Below are 14092 nucleotides of genomic sequence, written 5' to 3' on the forward strand. Positions count from 1 at the left end.
TTTTATAAACTTATTTAAACCACAATTTTTTTATCCAATGAAAACAAAAATTTTCACAGCAATTTTTCTACTAATGGGTATTTCTCTTTTTGCACAAAATGTAAATAACATTCAAATGCCCGAACTCCTGAACAAGAATTCACGCAAAACGATAAACATACCTGATATTTTAGGCTACCAAACCTTAAAATGCGATTTTCATATGCACACCGTTTTTTCCGATGGAAGTGTGTGCCCAACCATTCGGGTTGACGAAGCATACAACGAAGGGCTTGATGTGATTGCCATTACCGATCATATTGAACGTAATCCCTCAAAAAAGGATGTTGCCGGAGACGACAATTCATCGTATGAGATTGCTTTGCCACGTGCTCAACAAAAAAATATCATTCTTATAAAAGCCGGTGAGATTACACGAAGCATGGCTCCGGGGCATTTTAATGCTTTATTTTTAAACGACACTCAGGCACTTGATGTGGAAAACTGGCGCGATGCTTTTGCCGAAGCTAAAAAGCAAGGGGCGTATTTTATTTGGAACCACCCGGGGTGGAAAGCTCAGCAACCCGACACCTGCTTGTGGTGGGACGAACACACCGAACTTTTTGAAAACGGAATGCTGCATGCCATTGAAGTTTTTAATGAGAAAGAATGGTACCCAATTGCTCTGGATTGGTGCATGGACAAAAACATTGCACCACATGCTGCATCTGATATTCACGGAATAAACTCAGAAATGTATAACCTGAAAGATTACCACCGCCCTATGACATTGGTATTGGCGAAAGAACGCACGCAGGAATCGATTCGCGAAGCATTGTTTGCCAACCGCACCGTGGCTTATTTCGGGAATATTCTGGCCGGGAAAGAAGAATATCTGAAAGCCATTTTTGAGGCTTCGGTAAAAATTGAATTCTACCGTGAATATGAAAAAGGCAAAACCTACATCATCGCAAATAAATCAGATGTTCCATTTGTTTTATCGTCGGAAGAAGATCTGTTTACCATTCCTGCCAACGGAGAAACAATGGTAAATATTCCTAATGGTTTTAATAATCGGGTTGAAGTGAAAAACCTGCATGTAAAAGGAACTAAAAACCTGAAACTTAAATTGGAATTATAAAATCAATATTGAGTTCGTAAAATTTAAAAAGCGCAATTACCGTTTTTTTCAAAGAAGGCAGAAAACAATCTGCGAGAGAAGATTTTATTAATTTAATTCGGTATTATATAAAAGAGGGACATCTGGAGTTCCTCTTTTTTTTATTCTCAAAAATATCGCGAATAGTATTTATACCCATCCTCTTATCCTTCCCTGCCAGCAAAGAAGGACGATTGGATAGTGGTTCATAAAAATAAACTTCATCTAATCCATATACGTCGTTGTTTTTAGAGGATAATCGTCTATCCCTTTATAAAGGGATAGACAGGAGAGAGGGTAAATTCCAACTTTTAACATTGACAGCAATTCCTATAAATAGTCGTTTCCACTAAACATATTCTTCAAAAAACAGTTCTTCGTTATAAGCAAATTTAAAACATGACCAAAATAAAAAACGAAAGCCATTTTAAAGAACTTTGCGACTGGTGCACCGGCGTAGAACCAAAGCTGGAGAACGTAATCAGGGAATATGACTATCCTCCATTCTGGCACCGCAATCCTGATTTTGCCACACTCATCCTAACCATTCTGGAACAGCAGGTTTCGCTCGCATCGGCAAAAGCAGCTTACAATAAATTAGAGGAGAAAATAAAAAATGTTACTCCTGAAAACCTCTTGAATCTTACGGACGAGGAGTTGCGCGCCTGTTATTTTAGCCGCCAGAAAATACAATACAGCCGCATTCTTGCCAACGAAATTGTAAGCGGCAAACTTAATCTCAATGAATTAAACGAAATGGAGGAAGCTGCCATCCGAAAAATTCTGATAAAACTAAAAGGCATCGGTAACTGGACCATCGATATGTATGTTTTGATGTGTCTTCATTATTGTGATATTTTTCCTCCCGGAGACCTGGCAACCATTAAAGCGGTTTACGAATTGGAGCTTGTTGCACCCGAAGCCACAAAAGAGGAAATTGTTGAGTACATGAAACGTTTTTCGCCCAACCGCTCGGTGGCAACCTATATTCTGTGGCATTTCTACATTCAAAAACGTAAGCTGGTTCTGGAGTAAAAGTTAAAACAGAAAATCACACTGTAAAGATTTTCACTACCTTTAAACCATGCTCGTTTCCAACAAAATCTCAAGAACACTTGAAGGCCCATATCGTTTTATTGGCTTTTACTTTGTGTTTGTAGCTGCGATATCCTTTTACGAGCAAGCCTGGATTATTTTAAGCATTCACGCTATTTTGGGTTGGTTTCTTCTTGGCTCTTATTCAGGTGTTGATATCGACACCGAAAAAAAACTGTTCCGAAGTTTTAATATGTGGTTTGGACTTGTAAAAACCGGGAAATGGGAACCCGTTGGCAAATACATTGGCCTTACATTGGTATCGATGAACAAGGTATACAGTTTGTACAGCCGATCGAACCGCAATATAACTTCCGGCAAGAAAGAGTTCAGAGTATATTTTGTGAATAAAAAGAAACGACCCTCCATTGCTGTAAAAAAATGTAAAACAAACGATGACGCGCAACGAGGGATGGACGAACTGGCCATTTGGCTGCATTTGCCGGTGTACAGTACAAAGCATTAAACTTTTATTTGAAGTGCAACGTTAATTCTCAATAACAGCGATATATTATTTCCCCCGATTTTCCGTTATTTATTCAAACAAACTCAGAACAAAAGAAACATGAAGACTCTTCTCAGTATAATTCTCCTGGTATTTATTGTTTCAACCTCCTTTGGTCAAAGCAAAAAACGCAGTAAGGTAAAACGCAAATACCGAAATGTTGAAGCCGTTTCGCGTGAACAGCCAACTGTTTATGTACGTGGTTCGGTGTACGACAGCGATTACAATCTTTTACCCGGTGCCACGGTTACGATCGACGGGACTTATAAAGGAGTGAACACGAACGAAGACGGTGAATATTTTATCACGAACCTGGAACCTGGGAGGGCACGTATCCGCGTTTCGTTTATCGGTTATGAAACCCATACTGCTGATATTATTCTACGGGAAGGACGGAATGAAAAGAATGTAATGCTACCTACAGCCGACATCCATCTGGAACCGATACTGGTAAGCGCACAAAAACGAGAGCAACAATTGCTTGATGTTCCAACAGCCATTTCATCGGTAAGCAACCAACTGATGAATGAGGCCAACATCACCGAGCTAAGCACACTGGGTGAATTTGTTCCGGGATTATACGTACGCGAGCAGGGCGCCAACCGCCCCACTTTTGCCATTCGCGGACTAAGCAGCGATGAAGTGAGTCCCAGCGCCCAACCACGTGTTTCGGTATTTTTTAATAATGTGCCTATAAACCGGGCCAATTCAGCTTCGCTCGAGCTGTACGATATGGACCGCGTGGAAGTATTGAAAGGACCGCAAAACACGCTTTTCGGACGTGGTGCACAGGCCGGAGCAGTTCACTACGTTAGCAAAATGCCGGAGAATAAATATTACGGAAGCATTACCGCAGGATTGGGAGATTACGGTCAACAGGAATACCGCGGAATGATTAATGTTCCGATCATCGAGAACAAGTTGATGATGCGGGCAGCGGGTATTTACAACTCGCGCGATGGTTATGTGGAGAACACTTTTGGCAGCGACCTGATGGGTAAAGAAACCATTGCCGGACGTTTTTCTTTGCGCTTCAAGCCACAATGGAACCACCGTTTTGATGTGGTGGTTAATTACCAGAAAGACGATACTCCGGGAATAGCATTTATGCCCGCTGGTCTGCCAAATACAAATGGCGATATTGGCATTTTTAGTGGCGTAGCATCGCACGAGCAGGGCAAAAACCTGGGTACCGGAAAAGAGATTTTTGATGCAACACTGAACTACCGCCTTTACATGAGCGAACATACCTACTGGACAAGTATCACTTCGTATCGAAAAACAGATGCCACATCACGGTGGGATGGCGACGGTACGGCCTCGGCGGCCATCGATATGGCTGAGTATGCCGGATCATCACAGTTTTACCAGGAAATTCGTGGAAACTTCTCGCAGAACAGCCGTTTGAACGGTTCGCTGGGAGGAAGCTTTTGGAGGGAAAAAGCCGACCAGACTTACTGGTTCTCGCCCAATGAGCAGCATTTAGCCAATCTAATGCTGGCCAGTCCTCCAATGCCATTAGTGGATGCCAATGGTCAGCCAATTTCAATTCAGGCAATACCCAATTATGATCCTGATCTGGACACAACGATTTACATCCCTCTTCCAACAAATCATCAGGAAGAAATGTACAGCCAGGCCACCAACATGGCCGTGGAAGGTTTTATGGATATCAACTACCAGGTTTCGCGGAAGATTTTTGTTTCGGCAGGAGCACGGATGGTTTACGACCGTTATAAACTGAACAGTGAATCTTCTTTTGTAAGCGGCTCGCCTTCAACACTGGGAATGTATACGGGTAATGCTCCCAACGTTTTCTTTTTGCCCTATGATTCAAAAGAGATCAAAAAAAATACAATTTCGTATACCTGGCGCGGAGGGTTAAAATACCGCTTTAACGAATACGGAAATATTTATGCCAACTACTCGCGCGGACGCCGGCCTGCCGTATTGCAGTTTACCTCAACAGGAGAAGAGGAAGTTCTGGAGCCGGAAATCCTCGACAATTATGAACTGGGCTTTAAAGCCGCATTCTACGACCGTGTGTTTGTTGACGTGGCAGGTTTCTACTCGCTTTACAAAGATTTCCAAACCCGTGCGTGGGTAGCAGACAGCCAAACCGGGGAATACAACCTTCTGTTTAAAGACGGCGGACAGGCGACATCGTATGGTGCCGAGGCTAATTTACGAGTAGCTATTATAGAACAACTTGACCTGTTTGCCAATTACGCGTGGTTAAAAACCGAATTCGACTCCACTGATGTAGATGGAGCTGCACAACTTTATGCCGGCAATGTTTTTAGTCTGGCACCGGAACACAGCTTTGCCGTAGGGTTGAATGCACGTGTTAACATTACACCCAACATTAAGCTGTTTGTAACACCAACGTATTCGTATAAATCGCACATGTATTTTGAGGATGCCAACACTCCCGGACTGGAACAGGATGCTTATGGTTTGCTAAATATTAACGGCGGGCTTGAACTGGCCGATCCGAAAATCCGATTAACGGTTTGGGCGAACAACGTACTCGACGAACAGTTTATCACCAGCGCCGGAAATACCGGAAGCCTGTTTGGTGTACCTACTTTTGTGCCGAGCTCTCCACAAATGATCGGTACTAAACTGACCTGGAATTTTACCAAAGAGGACCGGCGTAGAAGGAGAAGGTAATCGCGTTGGTACCGTTAAATTATAATCCGTTAAGTTTCGATTCGATCAAACTGAACGAATTAAACTTACCTTTGCGCCATGTCAGGAAAAAAGAAGAACCAGAAAAATATTCTCAGCAAGCTAAATATTGAGAAGCTTAATCCGATGCAGGAGGAAGCAAAACTTGCCATTCATAAAGCCGATAACACCATTTTACTTTCGCCAACCGGAACAGGAAAAACGCTGGCCTTTATGTTACCCATTGTTGCCGAACTCGATCCGGATTGCGAATTTGTTCAGGTGCTCATTTTGGTTCCTTCGCGCGAACTGGCGATACAAATTGAGCAGGTTACCCGCGACATGGGTACCGGTTACAAATGCAATGCTTTTTACGGTGGACGAAATTTTAGTAAAGACCGCATTGATTTAAACCGCCCACCGGCCATCTTAATTGGCACGCCGGGAAGAATTGCCGACCACATGCGCCGTGAAACGTTTTACACGCACAAAATAAAAACGCTGGTTCTTGATGAGTTTGATAAATCGCTGGAAATTGGTTTTGAAAAAGACATGCAAGACATTGTTTCTTTTCTTCCAGAAGTAGAGAAAAAGGTGCTTACATCGGCGACTCATCGTGTGCGCATCCCCGATTTTCTGGCTTTTAAAAACCCGCTAAACGTTAATTTCCTGAAGGATGAGATTCCTGAGCTGGAGATTAAAACCATTGTTTCGCCCGAGAAAGATAAACTGGAAACATTGGTGAAAGCGTTGCGCCATTTAGGAAACCAACCCGGCATTATCTTTTGCAATTTTAAAGAATCGATTGACCGGGTTAGTACATATCTTACTGAAAACGGGATTAGCCACGGTACTTTTTACGGAGGAATGGAACAAACCGACCGCGAGCGGGTACTGATTAAATTCAGAAACGGGACATATCGTTTAATTGTTGCAACCGATCTGGCAGCACGCGGGCTAGATATTCCGGAGTTAAAATTTATTCTGCATTACCATCTTCCCTTACGTTTTCAGGAATTTACACACCGCAACGGGCGAACAGCACGAATGCACAGTGAAGGAACTGCTTATATTCTAAAATGGGAAGGTGAGGATTATCCTGAATTTATTCAACCTACCGAAATTGAAGAACTTACAGAGGCAGCTCTCCCCTCCACATCAGGATGGGATACACTTTTTGTTTCGGGTGGACGAAAAGATAAAATTTCGAAAGGCGATATTGCCGGATTATTTTTTAAACAGGGCAAACTCGGCAAAGAAGAATTAGGCGTGATAGAATTAAAACACGACTGTGCTTTTGTAGCCGTTCGGTCGGATAAAGTTGAGGCAGTAATTGCAGAAGTCAGTAACACTAAATTGAAAAATAAAAAAGTACGCATTTCGCTTATTTAATAATACGCTCTAAACTCATCTTCTTTGCTATTTTATTTTCCTTGAGTTAATATTTGTACTCAGGTAAGTTCAATAACTTATTCGCCTGGTTTTAGAATCCTAAACCGTAAAAAACTTCCGGAATACTAAGCGATTTCAACAGATAAAATCCCGTAACCTTTTTCATAATATTTATGTAAAAAAAGATATGATTGCATGCAGAACAGCGGCAAGAGTAACAATACAAACAAGGTATTATGAAAACAAAACAACGACATATCAGGCTATTAATGATTGCAGCTGGTATGTTGATCTTTTCCATACTTTTTTTACTCATCGTTACGCCCGGAGCTTATTCCAAAACACTACCTGGCTCAGCCAATACCGGAGCTTTAACCGGTATATCGCTGGCAATTGGTCTTCGCCTGGCACTATTGGTTGGCTACCTGCTAATTATTAAAAGGAGTATACATAACGACAACATACGGATAGGAAACTACATCTTAATCGGGGTACTTCTTCTTATTTTGGGATTAATCGATACCGACAGTGCTTTTGCATTCCTTGACAATAGGAATGTCCTTTACATTTCCATTTTGATGTTTACAAGTATCTTTTGCGATCTGACAGCCGCGATACTTACTTTTATTGCAGCTTCCATAAAACCCGCAAATAAACCAATCCAAACTGCGGCTGATAAGAAGCTACTAAACGGCTTAGTAATTGGAATAGGTGTAATGGTGATGATTTTCTTCGCGTTTCCCTGGGGGATAATTATTTCGCTGGCATTCTGGATTTATTTGGGCATAACCCTTCGGAAAAAGCACTCCTTTTTCTCACCCGAAATGGAAGCAACATTAGTAGTGAAACTCCAAAAAAGGTTAAAAGGACTGTTGACTATAGCTGTGATCTCGCTTCCTGTTGCGATTGCCGGTGTAATTATTCACAATGTACATTCGGGCAAAACCGGAAGTGAAGAATCACTTTTTTTCTACATTGGTGTTATTGCCGAATACTTTTTTGTTCTGGCATCTGCAGGTGGTATAATCACCTTTCTTAAAGGCCGGCAAAACCCAAATTAAAGAAAATCCGGGCTTAAAATATGAGTGAATTATTAACCGGAGTAGGAAAAAATCATTCCCCGTGAGATTCTCGAATTATTTCATTTATCAGCTTAACTGAATCGCGGATACAACCTTCGCAGACTTCCTTTTTCAGGTTATTGGTTTTGAAATAATTCTGGCCTTCTGCGGTGTTTAAGTCGCAATTGATTAATGCCTTGCAAACCGTTGTTCCTTTCTGCTGCGTAAACCGATTATGAAACGATTGAACCATACCATAGGTCTTTTCCACTTTTTCCGGGTTATCTTTCGAATTGGCGTTAACCAAACCAAAAATCATATAGGCGGCCGATACTGCCCCACAAGTTTCCTGCAAGCGGCCCATGCCGCCACCAAATCCACACGATAAATTAATGGCGGCTTCTCTATCTACTTGCAAAACATCGGAATAAGAAATCAGAACAGATTGTGCACAATTATAATCCTGCCAGAAAAGCCCGACCGCTTTATTGCTAAGCTCGTTGTAGTCTAATGGTTTGTTCATAGTTTCGATTTTTAGTTGGCCTGTTATGCCTCGCCGTCAATGACAGTTTTAATTTCTTTTGTTTCTGTATCGAATAATAGCAAGCCTTCAGTTTTTTCGTCAAGTTGCCCCATCAGCTCCCCTTTTTCATTCCATACCGATGATCTTCCGGCGCATTCGTAACCTCCTGAACGCCCCACATAATTGGACATAAGTGTTACCATATTTTTGCTTTTTGCCATACCTGAAAGTTTTTTAATCTCTGCCTCAATTCCTGCAACCGAACTTAAAACGCTTGCAATATAAATTGTTGCATTATTCTGGCTGGCATACTCCCAGTGTGCATCATTTGAGGCTTCGTAGCAAATGGCGGGCGACACTACTTCTGTTTTTAAATTAAGCACCATTGGATTTTTGGCTGCGGTAAAAAACGGTGCCTCCGGAGGGTACAAATATTGTTTCGAATAGCTTATTCGATCGGTATGAGGCTGAAAAATAATCATGCTGATAAATACATTGTCCAATTTTCGTGTTGGTAATCCAACTCCTATTGTAATGCAGCTCTGATCACTTAATCGTCGCATTTCATCCAGTCTTTTGTCATCCGGGTTGGTGGCCAACTCCCCGGCCAGCTCTCTTTCGTAGCCGGTTAACGATAATTCAGGAAATACCACCATGTCGGCTTCAATTCGAATGGCCTGTTTTATCCACTTTAGATGGGTTTCAACATTTTTTTCAATGTTCCCTTTTACGGCTTCAATTTGTGCAACAGCTACTCTCATTGTGTTTTTTTGATCGTTTATGTTCGGTTATACTTGTTTTGGTGCAAGGCTTTTCGTGTTTTCCGGTTTTCCGGATCGGCACTTCTATTTTGTTTTTAAGACGTAAAACAGGAAAATCAAAATTAATTAATCGCTGTAAATCTTAATCAGAAATTCGGCGAATTATTATTCTTTCAAGTAACAAATACATGCTTTTGAATGATAAAAGTTAATCACTTGTCTTTTCTAATTTAAACACTTGTGATTTTTATAAAAATCACAAGTGACTTTTTTTCGAATCACTTGTGTTTATAATTGTAGTATCAAGTGATGGAAAGTATTGGCCAGAGAAACCAGATGCCCCTCAAGATGTTATTCCCTTTTCGAATGAAAAAAAACGGGCAACAAAAAAGGGAAGCTAATGCTTCCCTTTTCCTGTATCTAATTCAATGAATTATCTTTCAGCTTTCTTTCTTGACGAGTAGTTAATGTTCAGTGCAGCCGATTTACGCAGCTCCTGCTTTACATCACCTACAATACTCATTCTTGTATTCTCATCAATTTTCAACGAAGTAACCATAAATGGTTGTTCAGCCTCATCTCTGGCTTCGCGTTCAGCAATAATGAAATCCTGTACTTCATCAACTGCAGCGAATTGATCGTTCAACTGAATACGTGGTGCCTTACCAAACGTTTTTTGGAACGCTGGAAGAGGTTCACCAATATAAATGTAACTTACTAAAGATTTTTTTTCCAGTTTGCTCAATTCAGTAGCTTCCGGAATACGCATTTTTACCTTTAGTGTTACCTCACGCATTGTTGTACTAACCATAAAGAAGAACAGAAGCATGAACACAATGTCAGGCAACGAGGCCGTCGAAATAGGAGGTAATTCCTTACCATCATCTTTTCTAAACTTGCTCATAATCTATTCTTTTAAATTTTACCTTTTGGTTCAGCTTCAGAAATTCGCGAAGGATAGATCTTTTTGATAGCGTCCTGTTGGTCACCATCCAGATCAACATAAGCTTTTCCAAACTTTTGTTTTGCTAACTCGTCTCTTAATTCATTAATGGCAGCAACCAGTTCGTTTTGAACAGCTAAGTAAGTTCCATACTGAGTATCCAAGTCGTTACGCAATGAAATTACCCCTTTGGTTACCATTTGTTCACCGAAGTAAGGTATTTCCATAGGCTCTTTCTCAGGCAAATTTTCAGCATTATATGGGTTCGCCATAAATTCTTTTGCCCTTTCACGCAGATTCTCAATTTGTTCGTAGTCTCCTTCTACCAATAGGTCATTGTTTTTATTTACAAGAACAACGAATACGTTCCGCTCATTAATTTGCTGATCGTCATTTTGTTCTTGATCAGGTGCCCATTGTGGAAGTTTTCTACGAAGACCGCTGTCAACGTCCATCGTGGTTGTTACCAGGAAGAAGATCAGCAACATAAATGCAATATCTGCTAAAGATGCTGCCGGTATTTCAGGTATTTTCTTAGCCATAACTTTTTCCTGTTTTAATTACCACGATTAAACTTATCTAAACAAACGCATTACTGCTGATGATGCAACCGACAATACTGCCAATCCTAAAAGGATATATGTTGCATACAACCCAGTGTCTGTTAATTTTGCTACTTTCTCATTTAAGGTTCCATCTGCCAAAAATTTGTCCACACCAATAAATTGTGGAATTTCTGGAGAAGCCAGTAAGTAGGCTACAAGAACCACTACTGCCATGAATCCCAGGGAAATAAGCCCTGATTTTGCAGCTTTTTTGTCGGTGAACATGTGGAACAGTCCTGAAAGAACTGCAACACCGGCACCAACAGCTACAAGTATGTAGCTCCATACCAAGTTGGAATTAATCCAACGCCCCATAGTAGGGTCTGTATCTACATCACTTATGTTTACAAATAAAGAAACAAGAAGAATAGTAGAAACAATGATAAGAGCCCATAGTACAATCGTAACTATTTTTGCTGTTTTACCCATTTTTCTATTCTTTATTTTTGCATGTTATGTTTTACCAACAAGTCTAACAACGAGATAGAAGCATCTTCCATGTTGTTAATGATGCTATCGATTTTAGCTACACAGTAGTTGTAGAAAATCTGAAGAATAATAGCAACAACAAGACCTGATACAGTTGTAATCAAAGCTACTTTAATACCACCAGCCACAAGAGAAGGGCTAATGTCACCTGCTACCTCAATAGCATCAAAAGCACCAATCATACCGATTACAGTACCCATGAAACCAAGCATCGGAGCCAAAGCGATGAAAAGTGCGATCCAGCTTAATCCTTTTTCCAAAAGACCGGCTTGAACACCACCGTAAGAAATAACTGTTTTTTCAACTACATCGATACCATGATCGAAACGATCAAGACCTTGATAGAAAATACTAGCTACTGGTCCGCGAGTAGTACGACATACTTCTTTTGCAGCCTCTACGCCGCCACTTTCTAATGCTTCTTCAACACTAGCCAACAGTTTTTTAGTATTGCTGGTTGCAAGGTTAAGGTAAAGAACTCTTTCAATTGCAAAGGCAAGACCTAAAATAAGGGCTACCAATACGAAGCTCATGAAAGCAGGGTCACCTTCAATAAATTTTTGTTTCATCTGACTGTGAAGTGATTTTCCTTCTTCTGCAGCGGCTGCAGCATCTTCTTCAGCTATTGCAGCAGATGTTTGCTCTACTTGTTCAGTAGCAGTTTCTGTGGCAGCTGCTTCTTCCTCTTGAGCAAGCGCTACATTCGATGCCATAAAAAACAGCATCCCAAATACGGCTATTAACGCGAATAGTCTTTTCATAATTGATTTGAATTTTTAATTAATAATCTCTTTGAATTTGTTTTTGTATTGATTTTTAAAATATTAATCCATTGTCCCACAAAAAACATGCCCCTATTCAAAAGCTTGTTTTTATTTTTTAATGAACGTCCCATTTTTGCGGAGAGAGAGGGATTCGAACCCTCGGTACCCTTTCGGGGTACACACGCTTTCCAGGCGTGCCAGTTCAGCCACTCCTGCACCTCTCCAGTATTCGTTAGCGCGGCCTCCCAAAAATGAGGGCTGCAAATTAATAAAAAATTGTGAAAAAAAAACTTTGCTATTCACTAATTTCCCCGCGCAGACTTTTATTGAGGTACATTTTGATTTCGTCCGGTTTAAGGCCTTGCCCTAGCAAAAACATCAGCTTTGTAACTGCGGCTTCAGTGGTCATATCTTTTGCCGAAACTACACCTGCATTAAGTAACTCAACACTTGTTTGATACTGCCCCATAACCACCTTTCCTCCCTGGCACTGGGTAACATTTAATACCACTATGCCTCGTTTAATGGCCCGCTTAATAGCATTAATCAGCCAGCGCGATGTAGGCACATTCCCAGATCCAAAAGTCTCAAGTACAACGCCTTTCAACCCGGGAGTATTTAACACCGAATTAAAAACGTTCTGGTTAATTCCCGGAAATATTTTCAGGATAACTACATTGTCATCAAAATCGGTATTTACTTTTAAAATCCCTTTATTTTCAGGATAATGAATAAACTCGATACTATATTTTATATCGATGCCGGCCACAGCCAAAGCCGGATAATTCACCGAACGAAACGCGCTAAACAATTCGGCATCGCGTTTTAAAGTTCGGTTTCCTCGGTATAATTTAAAATCAAAATAAATACACACTTCGGGTACCAGGCATTCTCCCTGAACTTTTTCGGCTGCAATTTCAACGGCAGTTATCAGGTTTTCCTTTCCATCGGTACGAATTACACCAATTGGCAGTTGCGATCCGGTTAAGATGATTGGTTTGTCCAGGTTCTCGAACATATAGCTTAAGGCCGAAGCTGTATATGCCATTGTATCGGTTCCGTGCAAAACAACAAAACCATCGTAAGCATTGTAATGCCGTTCGATAGTTTTTGCAATTTTAATCCACGAAATCGGATTCATGTTGGAAGAATCAAGAGCAGGATTAAAAGTGATCGTCTTTATTATGAAATCAAACTTCTTCAATTCAGGAACCACTTCCTGAATTTTATCAAACTTTACGGGTCGCAAGGCTCCATTTTTGGGGTCCTGAACCATACCAATGGTACCTCCGGTATATATTATTAATATAGAAGTCTTTTTGGCAGTTCTTGTGGTCATTGCAGTTTTTAATTATGCCTGCAAGTTATCAAATTCCGAATAAATTACGGGCATTGGTTGTAGTTATTTCGGCAATGCGAGTAAGCGGTAAGCGGTATACGTCAGCCACTTTCTGTGCCACATGAATGAGATAGGAACTCTCGTTTCGTTTACCTCTTTTAGGAACGGGGGCCAGATAAGGTGAATCGGTTTCGAGGACCAGGTGATGCGGATCGATTTCTTTTATTACTTCGTCGAGATCGCTGTTTTTAAAGGTCACAACTCCGCCTATACCGAGCAAAAATCCCAATTCTGTAATTTTTTGTGCTTCCTCCGCCGTTCCGCTAAAACAATGAAAGATACCACGCAGTGATCCATCTTGTTCTTCCTTTACAATTTCATAGGTCTGATCAAAAGACTTCCGTACATGCACAACAATGGGAAGGTTTAACTTTTTTGCCAAACGTATCTGATATCGGAAAGCCTCTTTTTGCTCCTGTTCATATTTGCTTTCCCAATACAAATCGATACCAATCTCACCTATACCATAGAATTTTCGTCGTTGCAACCAGTATTCAATAGCCTCCAACTCCTCTTCGTAGTCTTCTTCTACCGAAGTTGGATGCAAACCAATAAGCGGAAAGCATAAATTGGGGTAAGCCCCGGCCAGATCGAGCATATGTTTTATCGAGCCGGAATCAATATTCGGAAGAATAATCTTTTTGATTCCACTCTCATCGGCACGTTTTAATGCTTCGTCCCGATCGTGAATAAAATCTTCTGAATATATATGAGAATGTGTATCTATTAACATCTAGGTACTTTTAC

At 40.8% G+C, this 14092-nt stretch carries 14 protein-coding genes and 1 tRNA gene; 6 read left to right on the top strand and 9 right to left on the bottom strand.

The window, feature by feature from the left end; genetic code table 11:
- The first annotated feature begins 37 nt into the window (after positions 1-37).
- From G4420_RS03110 to G4420_RS03135, 6 genes are all read left to right on the top strand, one after another.
- Complete coding sequence (locus G4420_RS03110) at positions 38-1120, top strand: PHP domain-containing protein (protein ID WP_163322122.1); 1083 nt, start codon at positions 38-40, stop codon at positions 1118-1120.
- Positions 1121-1537: 417 nt separating this feature from the next.
- The gene (locus G4420_RS03115; RefSeq protein ID WP_163322123.1) at positions 1538-2173 is read left to right on the top strand and encodes a DNA-3-methyladenine glycosylase family protein; all 636 of its coding nucleotides are present in this window, start codon (positions 1538-1540) and stop codon (positions 2171-2173) included.
- Between the two features lie 49 nt (positions 2174-2222).
- On the top strand, positions 2223-2699 hold the full coding sequence (locus tag G4420_RS03120) for a hypothetical protein (protein WP_163322124.1): 477 nt from the start codon (positions 2223-2225) through the stop codon (positions 2697-2699).
- 99 nt (positions 2700-2798) lie between these two features.
- A complete protein-coding gene (locus G4420_RS03125) occupies positions 2799-5411 on the top strand; it encodes a TonB-dependent receptor (protein ID WP_163322125.1) in 2613 nt (870 codons plus the stop codon).
- 78 nt (positions 5412-5489) lie between these two features.
- Positions 5490-6800 (top strand): DEAD/DEAH box helicase, encoded by a 1311-nt coding sequence (locus tag G4420_RS03130; RefSeq protein WP_163322126.1) that lies wholly within the window; start codon positions 5490-5492, stop codon positions 6798-6800.
- 236 nt (positions 6801-7036) lie between these two features.
- Entirely contained in the window at positions 7037-7861 is an 825-nt protein-coding gene (locus G4420_RS03135) for a hypothetical protein (protein ID WP_163322127.1), read from the top strand.
- A 52-nt stretch (positions 7862-7913) separates the two neighbouring features.
- Here G4420_RS03135 and G4420_RS03140 read toward each other — a convergent pair whose 3' ends face one another.
- The 9 genes from G4420_RS03140 to G4420_RS03180 form a co-directional block, all read right to left on the bottom strand.
- Positions 7914-8384, bottom strand: a complete 471-nt coding sequence (locus G4420_RS03140; protein ID WP_163322128.1) for a C-GCAxxG-C-C family protein — start codon at positions 8382-8384, stop codon at positions 7914-7916.
- 23 nt (positions 8385-8407) lie between these two features.
- The gene (locus G4420_RS03145; RefSeq protein WP_163322129.1) at positions 8408-9145 is read right to left on the bottom strand and encodes a carbon-nitrogen hydrolase family protein; all 738 of its coding nucleotides are present in this window, start codon (positions 9143-9145) and stop codon (positions 8408-8410) included.
- A 433-nt stretch (positions 9146-9578) separates the two neighbouring features.
- Positions 9579-10049: an ExbD/TolR family protein gene (locus tag G4420_RS03150; RefSeq protein ID WP_163322130.1), complete on the bottom strand. Its 471-nt coding sequence runs from the start codon at positions 10047-10049 to the stop codon at positions 9579-9581.
- A gap of 11 nt (positions 10050-10060) precedes the next feature.
- Positions 10061-10630: a biopolymer transporter ExbD gene (locus G4420_RS03155; RefSeq protein ID WP_163322131.1), complete on the bottom strand. Its 570-nt coding sequence runs from the start codon at positions 10628-10630 to the stop codon at positions 10061-10063.
- Positions 10631-10663: 33 nt separating this feature from the next.
- A complete protein-coding gene (locus G4420_RS03160; RefSeq protein ID WP_163322132.1) occupies positions 10664-11122 on the bottom strand; it encodes a hypothetical protein in 459 nt (152 codons plus the stop codon).
- Positions 11123-11133: 11 nt separating this feature from the next.
- Entirely contained in the window at positions 11134-11943 is an 810-nt protein-coding gene (locus G4420_RS03165; protein WP_045026257.1) for a MotA/TolQ/ExbB proton channel family protein, read from the bottom strand.
- Positions 11944-12082: 139 nt separating this feature from the next.
- Positions 12083-12170, bottom strand: a tRNA-Ser gene (locus G4420_RS03170).
- Between the two features lie 71 nt (positions 12171-12241).
- A complete protein-coding gene (locus G4420_RS03175) occupies positions 12242-13285 on the bottom strand; it encodes an asparaginase (RefSeq protein ID WP_163322133.1) in 1044 nt (347 codons plus the stop codon).
- A gap of 28 nt (positions 13286-13313) precedes the next feature.
- On the bottom strand, positions 13314-14078 hold the full coding sequence (locus G4420_RS03180) for a TatD family hydrolase (RefSeq protein WP_163322134.1): 765 nt from the start codon (positions 14076-14078) through the stop codon (positions 13314-13316).
- Positions 14079-14092: the final 14 nt, after the last annotated feature.

Source organism: Draconibacterium mangrovi (assembly GCF_010586825.1).
Taxonomy (GTDB): domain Bacteria; phylum Bacteroidota; class Bacteroidia; order Bacteroidales; family Prolixibacteraceae; genus Draconibacterium; species Draconibacterium mangrovi.